We start from the raw sequence: 23,003 nt of genomic DNA on the forward strand, positions 1-23,003 counted from the left end.
CTGATGTCGTACGGGTGGTCCTCCTGAAAGGCTGAGCCCGGCGCCGCAAGGGCACGGCGGCGGCGACGATCAGCGTGGAGGGCGACATGAGCGAGCGGGTCTGGGGGCCGATACACGGGGACATCGTCGACCTGCTCGCCGACCACCCGACGGACGTGCCGGCGGTGGTCGACCACCTGACCAAGCTGCAGGACATGCTGGTCCGGCTGCCTCCGCTGCTGGACAGCTGCCCGTTGGCCGACTTCAACAAGCTGTACCTGACCATCACCACAAGCGTGCTGGACGGCCTGTACGCCGACCGGTTCGTCGACCCGGCCTTCCTGTCCCGACTGGATGTGGAGTTCGCCGCCCGCTACTTCGACGCGCTGCGGCTGTGGACCGACTCCAGCCCGGGTACGCCCAAGGCATGGTCCTGCCTGTTCGAGCGGATGCGCGGCCCGGACGCCCGACCGCTGCCCTCGGCGGCGGCCGGAGTCAACGCGCACATCAACTTCGACCTGCCGTTCGCGCTGGTCACCACGTTCGCCCACCTGGAGTCCGAGCCGGTCGACGGAAGTGACCAGCACCGCGACTACCTGGAGATCAACAAGATCTTCGCGGACAAGATCCCCGGTCTGCGCCGGGGTTACCTGGAGCGGTGGCAGCTGCTCATCGACATGCTCAACGGGGAGATCGACGACTGGTACCAGGGTGAGTTGATCGGATACACGCGGGACGTCGCCTGGCGCAACGCCCAGCGGGTCTGGCGGTGCCGGCACGACCCGCTCCAACACGAACGCGAGCGTAAGCGGCTCGACGAGACGGCCGCGGCGCTCGGTCGGTTGCTGCTCTCGCCCCTGGGGGCGTTTCTGCAGTAGCCGGGGACGGGGGGTCCCCGCGCCCGGCCCGTGGGCGGGGCGCGGGGGCGGTCCGGCAGCCGGGGGGCATCGCCGGGATCGGACCAGGGGGGAGCAGGGGGTCGGCCGGCCCGGGGGGTGTCGGCCGGCCCCTTGCGGGTACGCCGCCCCCATGACCGCTGTGTCCCGGCGCCGTCCCGCAACACGGCCCCGACCTCGCCCCTCCGCCCCGGCACGTCCCGCCCGGCCGGGAGACCGTGCCGGCCGGGGAGCCCGCGGATGAGCCGGCGGCGCTTCGAGTTCCGCTTCGATCCACCGTGGCGACCGGTGCTGGCCCTGTTCGGTGTGCGGCCGTCGACGGCCTGGGTCGATGTCGACGCCGACGAGGTCACGGTGCGTTTCGGGCCCTGGCGGCTGCGGACCACCCGGGACAACGTGGCCGGGGTCCAGGAGAGCGGCCCGTACCGCTGGTGGCGGGCGATCGGCCCGCACCTGTCGGCCGCCGACGTCGGGGTCACCTTCGGCAGCAGCACCGCGCGAGGGCTCTGCGTCCGTTTCGGCCGACCGGTGCCGGCCCTGCTGCCCGGCCGGTGGCTGCGCCACCCTGCGATGACGGTGACCGTCACTGATCCGGACGCCCTGGCCCGTGCCCTCTCGGCGACACCCGACCGGCTTTGACCGTTTTGTCGAGGTGGTGTTCGGCGACCGCCTACGGTCGGGGCAGTGAGTGGGGGGAGGGCGGGCCAGAACATGGGGGACGGGACCAGAGCGCGACGTGGCCGGGGCCGCCGGGGGAAGGTGTCCGGCACACCCGAGCCCGCACTGCGGGCCGCCCGCGATCCGACCCGGCCGGGCGAGCGGGCCGGTCCACGGGTCGCCGTGCCCGAGCACGTGGCGGTGCGTCAGCCCGGTCCGGCGGTGCCGCCGAGCCGGCTGCGTCGGTGGCTGCTCATGCACCAGGTGCAGCCGGTCGGCCCGGAGACCGCCGAGGGGCACTCCCCGTCGCATGCCTGGTGGCGGGTGATGTGTCTGACCGGCGTCGACTATTTCTCCACCCTGTCGTACCTGCCGGGCATCGCGGTGCTGGCCGCCGGGGCGCTCTCCCCGCTGGCGACCCTGCTGATCGTGGTGCTGACCCTGTTCGGCATGCTGCCGATGTACCGCCGGGTGGCTCGGGACAGCCCGCACGGCCAGGGTTCGGTGGCCATGCTGGAGCGGCTGCTGCCGTTCTGGCGGGGCAAGATCTTCGTGTTGATCCTGCTCGGCTTCGTGGCCACCTCGTGGATCATCACGATCACCCTCTCCTCGGCCGACGCCACCGTGCACATGTTGCAGAACCCGTACCTGCCGGCGGCGTTCAGCGGGACCACCGTCGCGGTCGTGGTGACCGTGGTGCTGCTGCTGATCCTGGGTGGGGTGTTCCTGCTCGGGTTCCGGGAGGCGGTGGCTGTGGCCGTACCCCTGGTCGCCGTCTTCCTCGCCCTGAACGCGGTGATCGTGGTGGTCGCCCTGGTCGAGATCGCCGGTGACCCCCGGGTGCTGTCCGACTGGACCACGGCGTTGACCGCCGGCGGCGGACCGGGGCAGTTGGCGTTGACCGCGGCGTTGGCGTTCCCGCTGCTGGTGCTGGGACTCTCCGGCTTCGAGACCGGGGTGAGCATGATGCCGCTGGTCGCGGGGGAGGGGCCGGACGCGCAGACCCGGTTGGCCGCCCGGATCCGCAACACCCGGCGGCTGCTCACCGCCGCCGCGTTGATCATGTCGGTGTACCTGCTGTCGACCACCTTCGTCACCACCCTGCTCATCCCGCCCGAGGAGTTCGCCCCGGGCGGGGCGGCCAACGGGCGGGCGTTGGCCTACCTCGCCCACGAGCACGTCGGCGAGGCGTTCGGCACGGTCTACGACCTCAGCAGCGTGCTGATCCTGTGGTTCGCCGGCGCTTCGGCGATGGCCGGTCTGATCAACATCGTGCCGCGCTACCTGCCGTCGTACGGCATGGCGCCGGAGTGGGCGCGGGCGATCCGGCCGGTGGTCATCGTCTACACGGTGATCTGCATCGGCCTGACCGTGGTCTTCCGCGCCGACGTCGACGCGCAGGCCGGGGCGTACGCCACCGGGATCCTGGCGATGATGGTCTCCGCCGCGGTCGCGGTGGCGATCGCCGCGCTCGGCCGTCGCCAGCGCGCGACCGCCGCCGGCTTCACCGTGCTCACCCTGGTCCTGCTGTACGCGTTGACCGAGAACGTGCTGACCAAGCCGGACGGCATGGCCATCTCGGGCCTGTTCATCCTCGGCATCATCGCCGTCTCCCTGGTGTCGCGGGTCAGCCGGACCACGGAGCTGCGGGCGGAACGGGTGGAGTTCGACGAGGCGGCGCGGCGGTTCATCGCCGACTCGGTGGCCCACGACGGTCGGCTGCACGTGATCGCGCACAAGCGGCGCAGTGGCGCGGTCAAGGAGTACACCATCAAGGAACGGGCGCAGCGGGGGCAGAACCCGGTGCCGGGCGCGACCGACGTGCTGTTTCTGGAGATCGACGTGGTCGACCCGTCCGGGTTCCGGCACGTGCTGCGGGTCCGTGGGGTCGAGGTGGGCGGCTACCGGGTGCTGCGGGCCAGCAGCCCGGCCGCGCCCAACGCCATCGCCGCGGTCCTGCTGGCGCTGCGCGACGCCACCGGCGTACGTCCGCACGCGCACTTCGAGTGGTCCGAGGGCAACCCGATCGCGCACCTGCTGCGGTACCTGATCCTGGGCCGGGGTGACACGCCGCCGGTGGTCCGGGAGATCCTGCGCAAGTCCGAGCCCGATCCCGCCCGCCGTCCCGGTATCCACGTCGGCGGTTGAGCCTCGGTCCGGTTCGTGACCAGGACAGAGACATGAAGACGAAAGGCGTACTTATTCACTTATGCCGGATTTCGGCCCTTATTGGTCGTACGTTGCCTCTGGTGGCTACCGCGAGGTCAGCCGCTCCGCGCCCGATTCGGTGCGGCCTCTGTTTCGCACACACGAGAGGCAGGAACCCTCATGTCCACGTACCTCGGGGGCCGACAACCGGCCCGACGCGGGCGCCGATCGCCCTGGTACCTGGCCGGCGGGCTGGCGGCCGGCAGCCTGGTGGCCGCGGTGGCGGGTCTCGGCGGCGCTGCCGCGTCGGCCATCGACCGGGACGCGCCCGCGCCGGCACCGGGCCGGCCCGCCGCGCTCTCCGCCGACAACGGACCCTGGGACGCCGAATCGGCGGACCGGGACAAGCAGGACTGGGACAAGCAGGACCGGGACAAGAAGTGGCACGGCTCCGACGACGCCCAACGCGGCCGCCCCGGAAACGGTCGACCCGACGAACCCGAGGGTCGGCGTAGCGGGGGCAACGGGCGTGCGCCCCAGCACAAGGCCGTGCAGGTGCCCTGTGACTCCACGCGACTGATCGCCGCGCTGGTCCGGGTCAACGCCGAGGGCGGCGGCCTGCTGCGGCTTGCCGACAAGTGCACGTACACCCTGACCCACGCCTTCCAGCAGGCCGACGAGTACGACGGTGGGATCCGCGACGCCCGGGAGGCCGCCGACGCCGCCGAGAACCCGGGTGACGCCGAGGCGCCGCCGCGCAACCCGGCGCACGACACCGCCGGCCTGCCGGTGATCTACCACGCGATCACCATCGAGGGCTCCGGCGCGACCATTTCCCGTGGCGTGCACGCGCCGGACTTCCGCTTCTTCACCGTCCGCGACGGCGGCGAACTCACCCTGCGTGACGTGACCCTGCTCAACGGTCGGTCGAAGGCCGAGGGTGGCAGCATCCATATCGTGCACGGCGCGACCGCAGTCGTCGAACGGGTCACCGTCGCCAACAGCACGTCGCTGTCCGCCGACGGTGGCGGTGGCGGCATCTTCAACGACGGCAACCTGCGCATCAGCGACAGCACACTTGTCGGTAACCGGGCCGCCGGCACCGAGGGCAAGGGCGGGGGCCTGCTCAACGGTGGTGTCATGACCATGTACCGCACCGAGTTCCGGCACAACAGCGCCGTCAGCTACGGCGGCGGGCTGGCCAACTTCCGCGCCGCCGGGGACGTCTACTCCTCCACGTTCGTCCGCAACAACGCCGCGCAGGGTGGCGGACTGGCCAGCTTCTCGGCCCGTACCAAGGTCTTCGACAGCCTGGTCGCCGGCAACAGCGCCCAGACCGGCGGTGGCCTGGCCAACTCCGACGCGGTGCTGGTGCTCGGCCAGCTCACCGTCCGGGACAACCTCGCCACCGTCGCCGGTGGCGGCATCTCCACCGTGCAGGGCCTGCTACCGATCGACGACAGCGTGATCAGTGGCAACACCACGCGCGGCAACGGCGGTGGCGTCTACGCCGCGAAGTCCAACCTGCTCGTGCGCGGCACCGACGTGAAGGGCAACGAGGCGGTCGGCAAGAAGTCGCAGGGTGCCGGGCTCTTCGTCACCGCCGGCACCAGTTCGGTGTACCGCAGTCTGATCGTCGGCAACCGGTCCACTGTGAAGGCCGGCGGCATCCAGGCCGAGCGGGCCCAGGTCAAGATCGACGACGACAGCATCGTCGTCGACAACAGTCCCACCAACTGCCTGGGCAGCAAGGTTCCCGTCGCGCACTGCTTCCGCTGAGCGAGGATCCACCCGACGACGCTGCGTCCGGCCTCCGGCCGCCCGGGTCTCGACGACCGGGCCGTGCGAAGGGCTGGACGCAGCGTCGTCGTACCGGGTCACTGCGAGGGCTCGGGCAGTTCGCAGTCGACCTTCGGGTTGGCGCCGACGTAGTTGAGCGGACCGGCGGCGATGGTCACCAGGATCGTGCCGACCTCGGCGCAGTTGGCTTCCTCGTCGCTGTAGTAACCGCGCTGACCCGCGGCGATCGCGCCGATGACGAGCCAGATCACCACGAGGACTCCGAATATCGACGTGCCACGCATGGTTTCCTCCACGGTCGGGGGTGCTAGCAGGGTGTCCCGGCCATGTACCCCGCCGCGCTCTCCGGCTAACGACGGCCCGTGGCTACCACGACGGCTTGGGCATCTCGGGTGGGCGACCGCGGCTGCGCCGGACGTCGGCCAGGGCCACCCCGGCCAGCACCAGGGCGGCGGCGAGCGCGGCGGCGAGCGGAGGCAGGAACAGCACCGCCGGCGCGGCGGTGAGCAGCGCCAGGATGCCGCCGGGCCGCGACGGCGAGACCCGGTTGAACACCTCCCACTCGAAGCAGGCCCGACCGAGCAGGAACAGTGCCGGCCCGCCCAGGATGACCACGGCCCAGGAGGGCGGGGTACGTGGCGGCAGGGTGTGCGTCACCAGGTTGAAGCCGGCGGCGGTGACGACAACCCCGGCGACCATGAGCAGATGCGTGAAGGGCGCGGACTTCAGGAAGCGGCCCGGAAACCGTGCGGCCTTGATGAAGCCGGGCAGCAGCTCCCCGGCCTTGTACACGTAGATCTGCCACAGCAACAGGGTGGTGATGAAGGCGATCACCAGGCTGGCGGCCATTTCCAGCTCGGCATGATGGACGCTGTAGGCCATACCGATGACCAGGATCGCGTCGCCCAGGGAGATCATGACGAACTGTTGGAACCGCTCGGCGAGGTGCTCGGCGGTGGCGTTGCGGTGTGCCGGGGGAATGACACCCATGCCGGGTACCGGATAGGCCAGCCAGAGGCCCAGGAAGTCGATGGCCAGGGCGAGTGACCAGAGCGCCAACCGGGCGTCGCCGTCGACGGTGGCCCCGACGATCCACGGCACGGCCGACACCGAGAACCACACGGTCGTTCGGATCGGCCGTTGCCGGAGCTGCTGCTGGTGGCGCAACGCCGGAATGACGAACGGCGCGCGTCCCAGGTGGATCGCGACGTACGCGATGGCGAAGATCAGGCCACGATCGTCGAAGGCCTGGGGTATCGCCGTGGTCATCAGCAGTACGCCGAACATCACCGTGACGACCAGCGCCTTGATCTCGGGGTGTCCCGGGTCGTACAGCTCCGTGAGGAAGGTGGTGAGGACCCAGGTCCACCACACCGCGGCCAGCAGGACTGTCGTCCGGGCGCCCTGGGTCCAGGTGAGATCCTTGGCCAGGTCGTGCGAGATGAGGGCGAGTGCGACGACGTAGACGAGGTCGAAGAAGAGTTCCAGCAGGGTCGTCCGCGTGGGCGTCCTCGCGCTGCGGAGCACACGTGCCGAGCGCGCGGGATCCTGCGGCAACGGCACGGGTGGCTCCTGGACTACCGACTGTCGGTTGCTGGTGGGCCCTGCGATGTCGACATCGCAGACCCTAACCGCCCCGCCCCGCCCAGGTGCCCCGTTTACCGACCCCCGTACAACTTCGGGGAATGTGCTGCCTCCGCCCGCACCGAGGCGACATCTTCCCCGAAGTTGCACCCGCTGGTGATCCGGACGGCGGGATGTGTCCGGGGGCGTAGGTGGGGCGGCGCCTTGACGGGGCGCTGCCCCTACCCGCGGTGGTTGGGTGCGGCGGTGTCGCTCAGGGGGTGTCGTCGGGCTGGGCGGCCAGGATCTTCGCCTGCTGTGGCCAGGTCACCAGGCTGGCGGTGGCCCGCAGCCCGGCACCCCGGATGGTGTCCCGCAGCGTCGCCTCGTCCAGCTCCGCCAGCTGGTGGTAGGTGCGGATGCCCGCGCCGTGCAGGGCGGCGGCCATCTTCGGCCCGACGCCCTGGATCCGCCGGAAGTCGTCGACGGCATCGCTGGCGTCGGCGGCAACGGCGGCGGCCGGGGCGGCCGGGGTCTCGTCGGTGCTGGCTGCCGGGGTGGCCTCGGTACGCGGGCGGGGCGTGGTGGTGGCCTTGCGCCGCTTCGGCGGGGTGGCCACGGCGGGACGGGCGGCCGCGGTCTCCTCGACCGCCGGCTCCACCGGACCGTCCGGGACGGACACCGCCGGTGCCGACTCGGGCTCGGCCGTCGTGTCGGCCGACACCACGGCGTCCGTCGTGGTGGCCGGCTCGGAGACGTCCGTCGTGGTGGCCGGTTCGGGGATCTCCGTCGTGCTGTCGGGCTCAGCGATGCTCGTCGTGGCGACGGGCTCGGGGGTGTCCGTGGTCGCCACCGACTCGGGAGTGTCCGTCGTGGCGACGGGGGCCGCGGTATCGATCGTGGCGACGGGTGCGGCAGTGTCGGTCGTGGCGACCGGATCCGCCGCGTCGAGCGTGGCGACGGGCGCGGCGGAGTCGCTCGTGGCGACCGGTTCGGAGGACACGCTGGGTGTCGGCTCCGACGACGCGGGCTGGCTGCTCGGGCTCGACTGCTCGGTTTCGGCGGGCTGGCGAGACGCCGGCACCGGTGCCTGGCTGGTGGTGGGGTGCGTCGACGCGGGCGGTTCGCCACGACGGTTGCGCAGCAGCACCCAGCCCCCGGCCAGGCCCACCAACAGCACCACGAGCAGTATCAGCCAATTGCCGACAGAGTCGATCACGGCAAACCTCCCTGAAGTTCACGTCCGGATCGTGGCGAGAAAAACTCGCCGAAGCTTCGCATACCAGCGACGTGGGCAACAGGCAGGTCAGGTAACAGTCCGTGTCGTTGCGGCCGGAGCTACCAGCGGTGCCCGGCAAGGAACGGAGGGTGTCCGCCATGGCGGCACGCCGACGATCCCGGCGCCGTCGCGGGAGCCGGGATCGTCGGTACGGGCGGAGGTCGGCTGCCGGATCAGTCCTCCTCGCCGCGATAGGTGTAGAAGTCGTCGACGAACTTGCGCCGCAGTCGGGGCACCCGGCTGGTGACCCGGAAGTAGCCCCGCGCGCCGATCAGGGCCAGCCGACCGAACACCGGCTTGTACATCCGGTCGTCGCCGCTGGTGCCGCTGCGCGCCAACGAGTCGGCCACCCGGGCGAAGCCGTACGGCACCATGACCGCCTCGTAGTCGGCCACCGCCTGGATCAGGGACTTCTCACCGGCGGCGGCGAGGATCAGTTGCCGGCGCAGCAGGTTCGCGTCCCGCAGCGCGGTGTTGGCGCCCACGCCCCGGCCCGGTGTCATGGTGTGGATCGCATCGCCGAGCAGGGTCACAGTACTGCTGTGCCAGGGCGGCACCGGCTCCGATGTGGACACCCGGATCGGCAGGGCGCTGTCCGGGTCGGCCTGCCGGAGCAGGTCGCGCAGGCGAGGGTGCCAGTTCGCGGTGAGGTCCAGCGCCACCTGGATCAACTCCGACCCCCGGCGACGCATCACGTCCTCGGGGAAGCGTCGGGCGGTGCTCCAGACCACCAGGTTGATGTTGTCGCGGGTGCTGTCGTGCCGCAGCCCCGGCCAGTCCGCGAGCAGCGCCGCATCGGCGGGGTCGACGTCCGGCTTGAGTCGACCGTCGGCGTTCCACTTGAACTCCATCACGTGCAGCACGCCCATCATCCCGCCGGTCCCGAAGATCAGCGAGATGCCCCGCTGCACCGCCGGTGGCAGCAGGGCCCGGGTGTCGTCGGTGAGCGGGATCCGGGTGGCGATGTTGATCGTGCCGGCGTCCCGGATCACCGCGTGCGGCAGGTACTGGCGGCGTACCGCCGACTGAGTGCCGTCCGCGGCCACCAGCAGGTCACCGGTGGCGGTGCTGCCGTCGGCGAAGTGGGCGGTGACGGTGCCGTCGTGGTGCTGCTCGTACCGGGTGAAGGTGCGGTCGAAGTGCACCACATCTTCCAAGCCGGTCAACAGCACCTGGCGCAGCGTCATCCGCGCCACCGACCGCTCGGTGTCGACCGGATGGGTGTCCGGACGCAGCGGGAACGACGCCGTGGGCCGCAGCTTCTGGTCCAGCACGTTGAAGTAGCGCGGCGACCGGGCGCAGGTGGCCAGGTAGATGTCGAACAGTTCGGGTGGGAGGCAGTCGCGCAGCGCTCGACTGCCGGTCGGGCCGATCCCCACGCGGTAGCCGAGGAGCCCGTCCGCCCGGCTGCGATGGCGCTCGTACACCTCGACGCCGATGCCGGCTCGGCGAAGCCCGTGTGCCAGGCAGAGTCCGCCCGTGCCGGCGCCGATGATCAGTACGTGCGGTGTCCGGGTGACCACGGTGCCGTCCGGTCAGCTGGCCGCACGCGGTGCCGGAACGTCCGCGCCGTCCCAGCGATAGAAGCAGTTGGCGATGGCGTCGCGGGGCGAACGCCAGGTCGGCAGGTAGGGCGAGGTGTGCGCGGAGAGCCGCTCGTTGACCTGGCGGTAGAGCGGGTGGTTGCGGGCCGTCGCCAGGGCGTCCGCACCGACGTCCTCGGTCTCCATCAGGTGTACGCACAGATCGTGCAGGCAGTACAGGGAACGGTGACGTACCCCGGTCAGGCCGGGCAGTTCGGTCGCGTCGGATTCGGCGAAGATCTGCGCCACCCGACCCTCCGCGCCCGGGATGATCCTGCTGACGATAACGAGACGGCTGCTCATCGGTCCCCTCTCACCGGTGGTCGCGCCGGCTGCCTCGCCGGACGCACCTGTCACCCTGCCTGCGGGCCTGTCACCTGACCGTCAACGTCGACGGTCGATGCGGTGACGTCGGCGCGCATGATCAACCGCTCTGGTGGGTGGACCGCAGCGCCGGGTACCGACGTGGCGTAGAGGTCGCCTGACTGGCGCGGCGGATCGGTTCCAGGGTGTCGTCGAGCAGGGCGCTCATCGCCGGGGAGGGCTCCAGCCGCAGTTCGCGCAGCAGCAGGTCGCGGTAGACGTAGAAGGCGTGCACCGCTTCGAAGGCGTTGCCCTCGGCGAGATGGATCCGCACCACGAGCCGGTGCGGCGTCTCGCGCAGTGGCTCCGCGGCCATCGCCTCCAGCGCCGCGTCGAGCGCCTCACCATGGCGTCCGGCGACCAGGTGGTGACCGGCCACCTGCTCCAGCATGTGCAGTCGGAGTTGGCGCAACCGTTCCCGCTCGGCCAACACCCACTCGTCGTACCAGCCGGGCAGCAGGTCGTGTCGCCCGGCGGCGAGCGCCTGCGCGGCGTCGGTGGGGGTCTGGCCGTCGCGTACCCGGCCGGCGGTGTCGACCAGCTTGTCGACGTCGACCTGCACCGCCGGATCGAGGCGGACCGTGTCGGCGTTTGTCGCCAAGGGACAGTACGGGTCCTGACGCAGCCGCCACAGCGCGGTCCGCAACGAGGACAGGGCCCGCTCCTCGGTGGTCTCCGGCCACAACAGGCCGGCCAGGTGGGTGCGGGTCGTCGCGGGCCGCAGCCCGATCAGCGCGATGACTCGTTGCAGGCCACGCGGCACCACCACCGGGGTGTCGTCGTGGGTCAGCCGGAAACCACCGAGCAGATGAAGTCGGACCTCGGCGTCCCGGAGTCTCCCGGTGGTCGGCGTGGGCGAATCGGCCACGGGCACCCCCTGCGCAAGGCGTTGTCTGCGGGCATGGCCGGGCCCCGGCGTGGCCGCCGCGACGCCACTGTCGACTGCGAACATCGCGCAACCGCACGCGCGAAGCCGGGTCGGACCGTCGTGAAGGCTATCAATCGCAGTTACTGTGGGTCAACGCACATGTCGGCTACGTAACTCGTACGTCATCTTTGAAAGCGCCTCTGAACTGGTCAATCGTAGTGGTGTTCGGGTTCGGTGTCGCACAGCTGAGCCACAGCTTGCGTCAACGCAGCGTCACCGACACCGGTGGCGGTGGAGGGTGTCGGTGACGCCCGGGTGACGGCCCGGTCCCCATCGTGTCGACAGTCGACCCGGACATCGGGTGGGGTCGGCAACGGCCCGTGGGGAGGAAACAACATGGACCGAACGCTGATCGTGGCGAAGGTGGTCCCGACCGCCGAGGACGCGGTCGCCGAGATCTTCGCCGAATCCGACACGACCGAACTGCCACACCTCGTCGGCGTCGCGCACCGATCGCTGTACCGGCTGCACGACCTGTACGTACACCTGCTGGAAACCGACACGCCCGGCGACGGCGCGGTCGAGGCGGCGCGGGACCACCCGGAGTTCCGGCGGATCAGCGCCCGGCTGCGTCCGTACATCACGCCGTACCTGGCTGACTGGCGCTCGCCTCGGGACGCGATGGCCCGCTGCTTCTACCGCTTCGACGCCGAACCGAGGAGGGAACTATGACCGTCACCGACGGCCGCTCGCTGACCGAGGAGATCACCGACATCCTGGTGACCAACTGCGGGCTCGATCCGGACGCCGCCGCCCGCGAGCCGGCCGCCTCCCTGGAGGAACTGGGGATGGACTCCCTCGCGCTGCTGGAACTGACGGCCGTCGTCGCCGACCGGTGGCGGGTGCGCATCCCCGAGCAGGCCGCCCGGCTGAGCATCCCCGCCGTGGCCGACCTGATCTCCCGCCGCGCCGATCCGCCCGGGCACACCGAGAACAGCATCGTCATCGCCGCGCCGCTGGAACTGGTCTGGTCCGTCACCAACGACGTGGCCGGCTGGCCCGACCTGTTCACCGAGTACGCCCGGGCCGAGATCCTCCACACCGACGGCGACACCGTGCGGTTCCGGCTCACCATGCATCCCGACGAGAACGGGGTGGCCTGGAGCTGGGTCAGCGAACGCACTGCCGACCGGGCCACCCGGCAGGTACGGGCCCGTCGGGTCGAAACCGGCCCGTTCGAGTACATGCGGATCCACTGGACCTACACCGAGGAACCGGACGGGATCCGGATGACCTGGGTGCAGGACTTCGCGATGAAACCGACCGCGCCGGTGGACAACGCCGGGATGACCGAGCGGATCAACACCAACAGCCAGGTGCAGCTCGCCGTCATCAAGGAACGGATCGAACGGCTGGCTGGTGCCCGGCCCGCCGCGGTGGCCACCGGAGGCGACGATGCGTGACCTGGCTCTGGTGGCCGCGCGGGACGTGCCCGCCGACCGCCGTCGCGGTGGCGAACTGCGGGTCCTGCTCGGCCCGCGCACCGTCGGCAGCACCTCCGGATTCATGGGCGTGGCGACAATGGAACCGGGGGAGCGGATCGCGGAGCACTACCACCCGTACAGCGAGGAGTTCCTCTACGTCGCCCAGGGTGCGATCACCGTCGACCTCGACGACGAGCCGGTCGCCTTGACCGCCGGTGAGGCGTTGTTCGTGGCCCGCAACGTCCGCCACCGGCTGCGCAACACCGGCGACGTACCCGCCGAGGTGGTCTTCCACCTCGGTCCCCTGGCCCCCCGCCCGGAACTCGGCCACGTCGACACCGAGCTGGTCGAACAGCGGGACGGGTCGTGACCGGCCGACGGACCGTGGTGACCGGCATCGGGGTGGTCGCCCCCGGTGGCGTGACCCGGGACCGGTTCTGGAAGACCATCACCGAGGGGCGTACCGCCACCCGCCGGATCAGCTTCTTCGACCCGACGCCGTTCCGCTCGCAGATCGCCGCCGAGTGCGACTTCGACCCGGACGCCGCGGGCATCCCGCTGGACCGGCGGCGACGCGCCGACCGGTACGTGCAGTTCGCGCTCGCCTGCGCCGCCGAGGCGATCGCCGACAGCGGCCTGGAGTTGACCGACGCCGAGCGCGACAGCGCCGGCGTGGTGCTCGGCACCGCCGTCGGCGGCACCATGGCCCTGGAACAGGAGTACGTCACGGTCAGCGACAGCGGCCGGCGCTGGCTGGTCGACGCCGGGCTCGGTGGCCCGTACCTCTACCAGGCGCTGGTGCCGAGCAGCCTGGCCGCCGACGTGGCCTGCGCGCACGGCCTGCACGGCCCGGCGCAGGTGATCTCCACCGGCTGCACCTCCGGCATCGACGCGATCGGCTACGCCCACCAGCTCATCACCGACGGCGAGGCGGACATCGTGCTCGCCGGCGCCGCCGACTCGCCCATCTCCCCGGTCACCGTGGCCTCCTTCGACGCCATCGGGGCGACCAGCCCGGACAACGAGGACCCGGCGCACGCGTCGCGCCCGTTCGACGCCGACCGGCACGGTTTCGTGCTGGCCGAGGGGGCGGCGGTGCTGGTGCTGGAGGAGGCCGGGCACGCCCGCCGCCGCGGCGCCCACGTCTACTGCGAGGTGGCCGGCTACGCCAGCCGCAGCAACGGCTACCACATGACCGGCCTGCGCCCCGACGGCGTGGAGATGGCGCTGGCCATCACCGACGCGTTGCGCCAGGCCAGACTGGCGCCGCAGGACATCTCCTACATCAGCGCACACGGCTCCGGCACCCGGCAGAACGACCGGCACGAGACCGCCGCGTTCAAACGGGCGCTCGGCTCGGCCGCGTACCGGGTGCCGATCAGCTCCATCAAGTCGATGGTCGGGCACTCGCTGGGCGCCATCGGTTCCATCGAGATGGCCGCCTGCGCGCTGGCCATCGAGTACGGGGTGGTGCCGCCCACCGCCAACTGGACGACCCGGGATCCGGAGTGCGACCTGGACTACGTGCCCAACGAGGCACGCGAGGTGCCGGTGGACGTGGCCCTGTCGGTCGGCAGCGGCTTCGGCGGCTTCCAGTCGGCGATGCTGTTCCGCCGCCTGGCCCGGGAGGTGCCGGCATGAACGAGCGTCGTCGGGCGGTGGTGACCGGGATCGGCGTGGTCGCGCCCAGCGGCGTCGGCGCCGAGGCGCACTGGCGTACGGTGCTCGCCGGTCAGCGGCGTACCGGCCCGATCACCCTGTTCGACGCCGCCGACTATCCGACCCGACTCGGCGGCGAGGTGCCCGACTTCGACCCGGCCCGGTACACCGACAACCGGGTCCTGGTGCAGACCGACCGCTGGACCCACCTCGGGTTCGCGGCCACCCGGCTGGCCCTGCGCGACGCCGGCCTGCCCGAGCGCCCCGCCGACCCGTACGGCTGGGCGGTCACCCTGGCCAGTTCGTCCGGCGGGAACCTGTTCGGGCAGCGGGAACTTCAGCGGCTCTGGTCGTCGCCGAGCCGCACCGTCGGGGCGTACCAGTCGATCGCCTGGTTCTACGCGGCGAGTGTCGGGCAACTGTCCATCGCGCACCAGGCGAAGGGGCCGTGCGGGGTGCTGGTGGCCGAGTCGGCAGGTGGCCTGGACAGCCTGGCCCACGCCGTACGTACCATCCGGCGGGGCGCGTCCGTGGTGCTGGCCGGGGCCACCGAATGCCCGCTGAGCCCGTACGCGCTGGCCTGCCAGCTGCGCTCCGGCCTGCTCAGCGCGGTGGACGACCCGCAGCGGGCCTACCTGCCGTTCGACGTCTCCGCCAACGGCTACCTACCCGCCGAGGGCGGTGCCGTCTTCGTCGTCGAGGAGTACGAGCACGCGCGGGCCCGGGGGGTACGCGGCTACGGCGAGGTGACCGGCTGGGGCGCCACCCACGACGCGGCACACGCCACCGCCGAGAGCGCCGGCGACCCCCACCAGTACGCCCGGGCGATGCGACTGGCCCTGGGCCGCGCCGGGGTCGAGCCGCACGAGGTGGATCTGGTGGTGCCCGACGCGCTCGGGGTGGCCCGCTACGACCGGGCCGAGGCCAGCGCGCTGCGGGCGGTCTTCGCCGGTACGGCCCCACCGGTCAGCACCCACAAGGCGCTCACCGGGCGGGCGCACCAGGGCGGCTCGGCACTGGACGTGGCGACCGTCCTGCTCGCCTTCGCCCACGACACGCTGCCCCCCTCGGCCGGCCCGCAGCTGGTCGCCGAGGGCTGCGAGCTGGACTTTGTGCGCGAGCCCCGCCGCCCGCGTACCCGGGTGGGTCTGGTCTGTGCGCGCGGCTTCGACGGTTTCAACAGTGCGCTGGTGCTGCGGGGGACGGCACCGGCCGGGAAGGACAAACCATGACGCGAGGACGTGTCGTCTTCCTCGTCCGGGTGCCCACCGAGCGCACCGACGACTTCCTGCGGGCCTATGAGGCCGTCCGGCACCTGGTCGCCGACGGGGTGCCGGGGCACCTGGTCGACCAGGTGTGCCGCTCGGCCACCGATCCGGAGCAGTGGTTGATCACCAGCGAGTGGGCCAGCCTGGCCGACTTCGAGGCGTGGGAACGCAGCCCGGAGCATCGGGATCTGGTCCGGCCGATGCGGGAGTGTTTCACCGACGCCCGGTCGCTGCGCTTTCACGTGCACGCGCAGACCCCGGTCCCGGTCTGAGCAGACAAGTGCGAGGCGGCCAGGAAGTGACTGCTTGTCCGTGCCATCTTCAGTGTACGGGTCGCCATGCGCCTTCAGATCGTCCGGATTGATGATTTTTGTCCCCAGGCCGGCTCGTAGGCTCACCCGGTAATCATCGTGCGTTGCGGGGGCGGGCATGGCTGACGTCAGGGGACAGGAGATCGCTGCCGAACAGGGCGTCGTGGACCGGGTCTACGAGCTACTGGAGGGCGCGCGGGAACGGGCCGACGAGCTCGCCGGCGAGGGGCATCGGCGGGCGGGCGGCGGCCCGGCCACCGGACTGGTGGAGCGGGACGCGATGGTGCACCGGGCGGCCGTACGGCTGCGGTCGCTCGACGCCGAGGCGGAGGGCATCGTCTTCGGCCGGCTCGACTTCGACGACGGCGAGACCTTCCACATCGGTCGCCTCGGCGTACGCGACGACCACGAACCCCTGCTTGTCGACTGGCGGGCCCCGGCCGCCGCAGCGTTCTACCGGGCGACGCCGGGCGACCCGCTCGGGGTGATCCGCCGCCGGGTCATCCTCTGCCAAGGGCCCAAGGTGATCGACCTCGACGACGACGTGCTCACCCCCGAGAAGGCCGGTGAGCTGCGGGTGCTCGGCGAAGGGGCGTTGCTGGCCGCGCTGCGGCGCTCGCGTGGCGCGCACATGCGCGACATCGTCAGCACCATCCAACGGGAGCAGGACGAGGCGATCCGGGCCCCGGCCCGGGGCGTCACCCTGATCACCGGCGGGCCCGGGACCGGCAAGACGCAGGTCGCGCTGCACCGGGCGGCGTACCTGCTCTACACCAACCGGGGCCGGCTCACCGACGGCCGCATCCTGGTGGTCGGCCCGTCGACCGTGTTCACCCGCTACATCAGCCGGGTCCTGCCCTCCCTCGGCGAGGAGAGCGTGCACCTGCGGGCCCTCGGCGAGCTGGTCGAGGGGGTGACCGCCACCCGCCGCGACCGCGCCGCCGTCGCCCGGATCAAGGGCGACGACCGGATGCGCGACGTGCTGGCCGAGCTGATCTGGCAGTCACCGCCGACCGCGCCGCAACGGCTACGACTGGTGTACGCGGGCCAGCCGCTGACGCTCGACGCGCGGCACCTGGCTGCGGCCCGCCGTCGCATCCGCACCCGCTGCGCGGCGGACGGCACCACACCCAACGCCGCGGCACCGACCGCCACCGCCGTTCTGCTGGAGGCCCTGTGGCAGGAGGTCGACGGCAGGCACCTGGACCGGAAGCTCTTCGCCGAGGAGGTCCGCGACCGTGACGAGTTCCGTCGGTTCCGCCGCGCCTGGTGGCCGCCGCTGACCCCGACCGAGGTTCTGCGTTGGCTCGCCGACCCGGCCCGGGTGGTCGGTCTGGACCCCGAGGACGCCGAGGCAGTGGCCGCGACGTACCGGAACCGGCCCGACTGGTCCGTCGACGACGTGCCGCTGCTGGACGAACTGGCCGAACTGCTCGGCCGCCCGCCCGCCGCACCGCAGGCGCCCGAGCCCGAGTGGCGGCTGCGGGAGCTGACCACCGGCACCCGGAGCGTGGCGACCTTCGTGCTCAGCTGCGGGCTGCGCAACGGCTGGGAGTTGTACGCCCCCCACCTGTCGACCCCCTTCGCGCTCGCCGGACCGGGCATCGACAACGACGCGGTCGTGGCCGCGCAGCGCTGGGCGGAGGCCGTCATCCTGCGGGAGGGGCACCAGGTCGTCGGCTGGGCCGACGGCTTCGACCCGCACGGCGAGGAGGGGTACGTGCCGGTGCTGGCCGAACCGCTGCCGGTCGAGGAGGCCGAGGAGGACTCCGCCGACGACGAGCCGTACCTGCACGTGATCCTCGACGAGGCGCAGGACCTCTCCCCGATGGAGTGCCGCATGATCGCCCGGCGGGTCGAGTACGCCTCGATGACAGTGGTCGGTGACCTCGGGCAGGCGACCCATCCACTGGCGGCGCAGTCGTGGCCGCAGTTGCTGGCCCGGATCGGCAAGCGGGAGATCCGCACCCTGCAACTGCACACCGGCTACCGGGTGCCGGCGCTGATCGCGGAGTACGCGGCTCGCGCCCTCACCCCCGGGATCGCGCCGACCCGGTCGTACCGGCCCGGTGGCACCCTCGCCGTACGTCGGGTCGACGACCTGCACGCGGCGCTGCGTGACGAACTCCGGCAGGCGCCGCACGACGCGACAGTCGCCGTCATCGCCGCCGACGACCGGACCGAGACGATCACCCCGCTGATCGACGCCCCCGGCGTCGCGGTGGTCCCGGCCAGCCTGGTCAAGGGCCTGGAGTACGACCACGTCATCGTCGTGGAGCCGGCCGAGATCGTGGCCGCCGAACCGCGTGGCATGAACCGGCTCTACGTCGTACTGACCCGAGCCGTCGCGACCCTTGTCGTCCTGCACCACGACGCACTGCCTGTTGTCCTGTGACACGATGACCCCGTTGAGCTGACGTAGCGCGTTCACCCGTTCGCAACCTGTGACGGCCCCCGTGGTCCGGTCCTGGGTGGACAGTCATAATGGATCGCATGGTTGCCTGGGAGTACGCCTTGTTGGTCCGCCGCTACCAGGGGCAGGGCCGGAACTTTCACGTCACGTTCGTCTGGTACGGCCCTGACGGGTCACGCAAGGACGTCACCGCCTACGGTGACACCGCCGTCGCGCATCTCAACCGGGTCGGCCGGGAGGGTTGGGAACTCGTCACCGCCGCCGAGGACGTGAACAACGTGCAGGGCAGCACCGAGGTCCACCGCTACCACCTCAAGCGCCCGCTGAACTGAAGACGTGCCTGACCCGGCGGTGCCACGGGCGAGTGGGGTCGCGCCCCGTCGCCGGGCAGGCAGTGCATCCGCAGCGGAACGGCAGCGCAGAGACGGCCGGCCCGACGCCGCACAGCGTCGGGCCGGCCGAAAAGCCGCGTCGGTCAGCCCAGGTCGACGCTCGGGTAGAGCGGGAAACCGGCGAGCAGTTCGCTGGCCTGGCGGCTGACCTTGTCGGCCAGGGCCGGGTCGAGCACGTACTTGGCCTTGGAGGCGGTGCCGTCCGGGTTCGTACCGGCGGTGGTCTGGCTCAGCACGGTGTGGATCAGCTCGGCCGTGGTGTCCATCTCCGCCGCGCCCAGCCCACGGGTGGTCAGCGCGGGCGTGCCGATCCGGATGCCGGAGGTGTACCAGGCGCCGTTCACGTCCTGCGGCACGGCGTTGCGGTTGGTGACGATGCCCGAGTCCAGCAGCGCCTGCTCGGCCTGCCGGCCGGTCAGCCCGTAGCCGCTGACGTCGATGAGCACCAGGTGGTTGTCGGTGCCGCCGGTGACCAGCTTGGCGCCGCGGCGCAGCAGGCCCTCGGCCAGCGCCTGGGCGTTGTCGACGATGCGCTGGGCGTAGTCGGCGAAGTCGGGACGGCGGGCCTCGGCCAGCGCGACCGCCTTGGCGGCCATCACGTGCGGCAGCGGGCCGCCGAGCACCATCGGGCACCCCCGGTCCACCTGCTCGGCCAGCTCCGGGCCGCAGAGCACCATGCCGCCGCGCGGGCCACGCAGCGACTTGTGGGTGGTGGTGGTGACGATGTGCGCGTGCGGCACCGGGTTGAAGTCGCCGGTGAAGACCTTGCCCGCCACCAGGCCGGCGAAGTGGGCCATGTCGACCATGAAGGTCGCGCCGACCGAGTCGGCGATCTCCCGCATGATCCGGAAGTTCACCTTCCGGGGGTACGCCGAGTAGCCGGCGACCAGCACCAGCGGCCGGAACTCGCGGGCGGCCTCGGCGACCTTGTCGTAGTCGACCAGGCCGGTCGCCGGGTCGGTGCCGTAGCTGCGCTGGTCGAACATCTTGCCCGAGATGTTCGGCCGGAAGCCGTGGGTGAGGTGCCCACCGGCGTCCAGCGACATGCCGAGCATCCGCTGGTCACCCAGCTCCCGGCGCAGCGCGAACCAGTCGGCCTCGGTCAGGTCGTTGACGTGCCGGGCCTGCGCCCGCTTGAGCGCCGGCGCCTCCACCCGGTCGGCCAGGATCGCCCAGAACGCCACCAGGTTGGCGTCGATGCCCGAGTGCGGCTGCACGTACGCGTGGGTCGCGCCGAACAGCTCCCGGGCGTGCTCGGCGGCGAGCGCCTCGACGGTGTCGACGTTCTGGCAGCCGGCGTAGAAGCGGCGGCCGACGGTGCCTTCGGCGTACTTGTCGCTGAACCAGTTGCCCATCGCCAGCAGGGTGGCCGGTGAGGCGTAGTTCTCGCTGGCGATCAGTTTGAGCGATTCGCGCTGGTCGGCCAGTTCCGCGCCGATCGCGTCGGCGACGCGCGGCTCGACGGAGCGGATGACCTCCAGTGCGCTGCGGAAGGCGGTGGACTCGGCGTTGGGCGACATGCGACCTCCAGAGGATGTGCGGAAGGCCCAGGCGCTCGGCGTGCGTCGTTGTGACGGGACCGCTTCCCGATGGTGCTCCATCCCCACGCGCCAGTCACGGCCCTCGCCGATCCTACCGGGTGCGACGTCGGCCGTCGGCGGGGTCCGGCGTCCCCCTCCGACGCCGGACCCCGCCGAAGATCACTTCACCGCGCGGTAGGCGTTGACGATGCCGGCGCCGTGGAAGCCGTTGCGCGTGCCGCCCTGGCAGGTGGCCGTGTAGTCGGTCGCGCTCGGCAGCAGTGGAACCGGGTCGTACCCGCCGGCGGGGCAGGGCTGGGGCACGGCGGTGCGCTCCAGCAGCGCCGCCAGCTGCCCGGGGGTCGTGCCCGGGCGAGCCGACAGGGCCAGCGCCGCGACGCCGGTGACGTGCGGACCGGACATCGAGGTGCCCTGCTTCCAACCCCAGCCGTCGGTGCGGGTCACGGTGTTGAACGTGGTCGACAGGATGGCGTCGGCGGTCGTCGGGGCCAGGCCCTGGGTGCGGATCCGGCTGTCGCCGCCGGGCGCGGTCACGTCGACGACCCCCTGACCGTACGACGAGTAGTAGCTCTTCTGCCCGGTCGGCCCGACCGCGGCGACGGTCACCACGCCCGGCGCCTGGGCGGGCAGCACCAGGCAGGCGCCGTTGACCTCGCGTACCTCCGGGGTGCCGTTGTTCGGGCTGCCCGAGTCGACGAACCGGTGCGCCAGGTCGTGGTGGGAGTTGCCGGTGGAGGCGACGGTGAGCACACCCCTGCTCTGCGAGTAGCGGATGGCCCGCTGCACGGCCTGCCACACCGGCCGCTGGCGTGCGTCGTTGCGGCAGTTCAGCTGCCACGGGTCGATGTAGTAGCTGTTGTTGGTCAGCTGCATCCCCTGCTCGGCCGCCCACATGAACCCGCAGACCGCAGCTTCCGGATAGATGTAGCCCTCGTTGTCGACGACCTTCACCGCGGCCACCTTGACGCCCGGTGCCACGCCGGTGACGCCGACGCCGTTGCGGGCGGCCGCGATGGTGCCGGCCACGTGGGTGCCGTGGTCGGAGGTGGTGGGGTTCCAGGCCGCTTCGGTGGTGTCCGCGACCCCACCGAGGCAGGAGGCGCTCTTGTCCCGGGCGATCTGGCCGGCCAGGTCGGGGTGGCTGCTGGAGATGCCGCTGTCCAGTACGCCGACCACCACGTCGGCGCTGCCGGCGGTGACCGTGTGGGCCCGCGGCAGGTCGATCATCGGCATGTTCCACTGTTGCTCGAACAGCGGCTCGGTGCTCGGGTCGCCGCCGGCGGCCGCCACCTGCGCCGGGGTCAGCTCGACGGTGTGACCCTCGTCGAGCACGGTGCCCAGGCCGGCGGTCGACGCCACGGACTCGACGCCCGCACCTGCGGTGTCGGCGACGAAGTCACGGTTGGCGGAGCGGACGACCAGCACACCGATCTGCCGGTAGTCGGCGACCACCCGGCCGTCGGCGGCGGCCACCCGCGCCAGCGCCCGGTCGACCGTGGCACCCTGCGGTGTGAGCACCAGGAAGGTGGCCTCGCCGCCGTGGGCCTCTCCGCCGTTCACCGAGGCGGTGGCCGGGGCGGTGACAACGCTTGTGACGCCGGCGCCGAGTGCCACGGCGACCGCCACGGCGAGTGCCTTGCGGCCGAGCTTCTTCACACAGACTCCCCAGGGTGCGACCCGCCGTGCGGCACCCTCGTGCGGGCGGCCCGGCGGTGGCGGACGGGTTGCCCGCTCTCACATCAGAAGCGTCCGTTCGATATGTGGCGTTACACCCCAGGACGTCGCACCCCACCCGGCCATCGGCGCGCCTATGGTGATGTCCATGGCAGGTACGGCCGAGGAGATCCAGGTGGGGCGGCGGACGGTTCGCGTCTCCAGCCCGGACAAGCCGTACTTCCCGGAGCGTGGGCTGACCAAGCTGGATGTGGTGCGCTACTTCCTCGCCGTGGGTGACGGCATCCTGCGTGCGCTGCGGGATCGCCCGACCATGCTGGAACGGTGGCCACGGGGGGTGTTCGAGGGGGCGACAATCGCCACCCGGCAGGACAACCGGGGCGACGCCTTCTATCAGAAGCGGGTGCCGTCCGGCGCGCCCGACTGGGTGGGCACCGCCCACATCACCTTTCCCAGCGGTCGCACCGCCGACGAGGTCGCACCGGGGGAGTTGGCGGTGGTGATCTGGGCGGTCAACCTGGGCACCCTGCGCTTCCACCCCTGGCCGGTGACCCGCGCCGACGTGGAGCGGCCCGATCAGCTGCGCATCGACCTGGACCCGATGCCCGGCGTCGGGTTCGACCAGGTGGTGCCGGTGGCGCACGAGGTGCGGCGCTTCCTCGACGAGTTGGGTCTGACCGGCTACCCGAAGACCACCGGCGGCCGGGGCCTGCACGTCTACGTCCCGATCGAACCCCGGTGGAGCTTCGGTGACTGCCGGCGCGCGGTGCTGGCGTTGGGGTGCGAGCTGCAACGTCGCCGCCCCGACCTGGTCACCACCACCTGGTGGCGCGAGCAGCGGGACCGGCCGGTCTTCATCGACTACAACCAGATGGCCCGCGACCACACGATGGCCTCGGCCTACTCGATCCGCCCGACCCCGCAGGCGTTGGTCTCCGCGCCGCTGGACTGGGCCGAGCTGGACGATGTCCGGCCGGAGGACTTCGACGTGGTGAGCATGCCCGGCCGGTTCGCCGAACGCGGCGACCCGCACGCCGGGTTGGACGGTGCACGGTTCAGCCTGGACCGGCTGCTGGAGTTGGCCGACCGGGAGGGCCTCGCCGCGCCACCGGAACGCTGAGCCCC

The 23,003-nt window shown here is 71.7% G+C and carries 21 protein-coding genes and 1 riboswitch; of the genes, 13 read left to right on the forward strand and 8 right to left on the reverse strand.

Annotation, left to right across the window (positions count from 1 at the left end; translation table 11 throughout):
* The first annotated feature begins 86 nt into the window (after positions 1 to 86).
* From C1A38_RS03040 to C1A38_RS03060, 4 genes are all read left to right on the forward strand, one after another.
* Complete coding sequence (locus tag C1A38_RS03040) at positions 87 to 857, forward strand: DUF5995 family protein (RefSeq protein ID WP_102656295.1); 771 nt, start codon at positions 87 to 89, stop codon at positions 855 to 857.
* A 258-nt stretch (positions 858 to 1,115) separates the two neighbouring features.
* The gene (locus tag C1A38_RS03050; RefSeq protein ID WP_102656296.1) at positions 1,116 to 1,514 is read left to right on the forward strand and encodes a hypothetical protein; all 399 of its coding nucleotides are present in this window, start codon (positions 1,116 to 1,118) and stop codon (positions 1,512 to 1,514) included.
* 72 nt (positions 1,515 to 1,586) lie between these two features.
* Positions 1,587 to 3,680 (forward strand): APC family permease, encoded by a 2,094-nt coding sequence (locus C1A38_RS03055; RefSeq protein WP_102656297.1) that lies wholly within the window; start codon positions 1,587 to 1,589, stop codon positions 3,678 to 3,680.
* A 180-nt stretch (positions 3,681 to 3,860) separates the two neighbouring features.
* Positions 3,861 to 5,459, forward strand: a complete 1,599-nt coding sequence (locus C1A38_RS03060; RefSeq protein WP_102656298.1) for a hypothetical protein — start codon at positions 3,861 to 3,863, stop codon at positions 5,457 to 5,459.
* A 98-nt stretch (positions 5,460 to 5,557) separates the two neighbouring features.
* Here the strand turns inward: C1A38_RS03060 and C1A38_RS03065 are convergent, their stop codons facing one another.
* From C1A38_RS03065 to C1A38_RS03090, 6 genes are all read right to left on the reverse strand, one after another.
* Complete coding sequence (locus tag C1A38_RS03065) at positions 5,558 to 5,764, reverse strand: hypothetical protein (protein ID WP_013734509.1); 207 nt, start codon at positions 5,762 to 5,764, stop codon at positions 5,558 to 5,560.
* Positions 5,765 to 5,846: 82 nt separating this feature from the next.
* Positions 5,847 to 7,043 carry a low temperature requirement protein A gene (locus C1A38_RS03070; RefSeq protein ID WP_102656299.1) on the reverse strand — a complete coding sequence of 399 codons (1,197 nt, stop codon included), beginning with the start codon at positions 7,041 to 7,043 and terminating at the stop codon, positions 5,847 to 5,849.
* 274 nt (positions 7,044 to 7,317) lie between these two features.
* Positions 7,318 to 8,262 (reverse strand): helix-hairpin-helix domain-containing protein, encoded by a 945-nt coding sequence (locus C1A38_RS30620; protein WP_233196584.1) that lies wholly within the window; start codon positions 8,260 to 8,262, stop codon positions 7,318 to 7,320.
* A gap of 233 nt (positions 8,263 to 8,495) precedes the next feature.
* Positions 8,496 to 9,845 carry an FAD-dependent oxidoreductase gene (locus tag C1A38_RS03080; RefSeq protein ID WP_102656300.1) on the reverse strand — a complete coding sequence of 450 codons (1,350 nt, stop codon included), beginning with the start codon at positions 9,843 to 9,845 and terminating at the stop codon, positions 8,496 to 8,498.
* A 12-nt stretch (positions 9,846 to 9,857) separates the two neighbouring features.
* The gene (locus C1A38_RS03085; protein ID WP_043721276.1) at positions 9,858 to 10,208 is read right to left on the reverse strand and encodes a TcmI family type II polyketide cyclase; all 351 of its coding nucleotides are present in this window, start codon (positions 10,206 to 10,208) and stop codon (positions 9,858 to 9,860) included.
* Positions 10,209 to 10,329: 121 nt separating this feature from the next.
* Positions 10,330 to 11,136 carry an AfsR/SARP family transcriptional regulator gene (locus tag C1A38_RS03090; protein ID WP_102656301.1) on the reverse strand — a complete coding sequence of 269 codons (807 nt, stop codon included), beginning with the start codon at positions 11,134 to 11,136 and terminating at the stop codon, positions 10,330 to 10,332.
* Between the two features lie 396 nt (positions 11,137 to 11,532).
* On the opposite strand from C1A38_RS03090, the gene C1A38_RS03095 reads away from it, so the two are divergent.
* The 8 genes from C1A38_RS03095 to C1A38_RS03130 all read left to right on the forward strand — a co-directional run bounded on the left by C1A38_RS03095 (position 11,533) and on the right by C1A38_RS03130 (position 18,603).
* Positions 11,533 to 11,868 (forward strand): TcmI family type II polyketide cyclase, encoded by a 336-nt coding sequence (locus C1A38_RS03095; protein ID WP_102656302.1) that lies wholly within the window; start codon positions 11,533 to 11,535, stop codon positions 11,866 to 11,868.
* Positions 11,865 to 12,599: an SRPBCC family protein gene (locus C1A38_RS03100; RefSeq protein WP_102656303.1), complete on the forward strand. Its 735-nt coding sequence runs from the start codon at positions 11,865 to 11,867 to the stop codon at positions 12,597 to 12,599. Before C1A38_RS03095 ends, C1A38_RS03100 begins: the two co-directional genes overlap by 4 nt.
* Positions 12,592 to 12,990 (forward strand): cupin domain-containing protein, encoded by a 399-nt coding sequence (locus C1A38_RS03105; protein WP_102656394.1) that lies wholly within the window; start codon positions 12,592 to 12,594, stop codon positions 12,988 to 12,990. The genes C1A38_RS03100 and C1A38_RS03105 overlap by 8 nt, the downstream gene beginning before the upstream one ends.
* Positions 12,987 to 14,261: a beta-ketoacyl-[acyl-carrier-protein] synthase family protein gene (locus C1A38_RS03110; protein WP_102656304.1), complete on the forward strand. Its 1,275-nt coding sequence runs from the start codon at positions 12,987 to 12,989 to the stop codon at positions 14,259 to 14,261. Before C1A38_RS03105 ends, C1A38_RS03110 begins: the two co-directional genes overlap by 4 nt.
* Positions 14,258 to 15,511, forward strand: coding sequence for a beta-ketoacyl synthase N-terminal-like domain-containing protein (locus tag C1A38_RS03115; protein WP_102656305.1), 1,254 nt, complete (start codon positions 14,258 to 14,260; stop codon positions 15,509 to 15,511). The genes C1A38_RS03110 and C1A38_RS03115 overlap by 4 nt, the downstream gene beginning before the upstream one ends.
* The gene (locus C1A38_RS03120; protein ID WP_013734499.1) at positions 15,508 to 15,819 is read left to right on the forward strand and encodes an antibiotic biosynthesis monooxygenase family protein; all 312 of its coding nucleotides are present in this window, start codon (positions 15,508 to 15,510) and stop codon (positions 15,817 to 15,819) included. Before C1A38_RS03115 ends, C1A38_RS03120 begins: the two co-directional genes overlap by 4 nt.
* Before the next feature lie 157 nt (positions 15,820 to 15,976).
* Positions 15,977 to 18,253: a HelD family protein gene (locus C1A38_RS03125; protein ID WP_102656306.1), complete on the forward strand. Its 2,277-nt coding sequence runs from the start codon at positions 15,977 to 15,979 to the stop codon at positions 18,251 to 18,253.
* A gap of 89 nt (positions 18,254 to 18,342) precedes the next feature.
* Positions 18,343 to 18,603: a hypothetical protein gene (locus C1A38_RS03130; protein WP_013734497.1), complete on the forward strand. Its 261-nt coding sequence runs from the start codon at positions 18,343 to 18,345 to the stop codon at positions 18,601 to 18,603.
* 143 nt (positions 18,604 to 18,746) lie between these two features.
* On the opposite strand, the gene C1A38_RS03135 is transcribed toward C1A38_RS03130, so the two are convergent.
* Both C1A38_RS03135 and C1A38_RS03140 read right to left on the reverse strand, forming a co-directional pair.
* The gene (locus C1A38_RS03135; protein ID WP_102656307.1) at positions 18,747 to 20,183 is read right to left on the reverse strand and encodes a glycine hydroxymethyltransferase; all 1,437 of its coding nucleotides are present in this window, start codon (positions 20,181 to 20,183) and stop codon (positions 18,747 to 18,749) included.
* A gap of 18 nt (positions 20,184 to 20,201) precedes the next feature.
* Positions 20,202 to 20,291, reverse strand: a riboswitch (ZMP/ZTP riboswitch).
* Between the two features lie 72 nt (positions 20,292 to 20,363).
* On the reverse strand, positions 20,364 to 21,860 hold the full coding sequence (locus C1A38_RS03140; RefSeq protein WP_102656308.1) for a S8 family peptidase: 1,497 nt from the start codon (positions 21,858 to 21,860) through the stop codon (positions 20,364 to 20,366).
* 166 nt (positions 21,861 to 22,026) lie between these two features.
* On the opposite strand from C1A38_RS03140, the gene C1A38_RS03145 reads away from it, so the two are divergent.
* Positions 22,027 to 22,998, forward strand: coding sequence for a DNA polymerase domain-containing protein (locus C1A38_RS03145; RefSeq protein ID WP_102656395.1), 972 nt, complete (start codon positions 22,027 to 22,029; stop codon positions 22,996 to 22,998).
* Positions 22,999 to 23,003: the final 5 nt, after the last annotated feature.

The organism is Verrucosispora sp. ts21 (genome assembly GCF_002879555.1).
Lineage (GTDB): Bacteria > Actinomycetota > Actinomycetes > Mycobacteriales > Micromonosporaceae > Micromonospora > Micromonospora gifhornensis.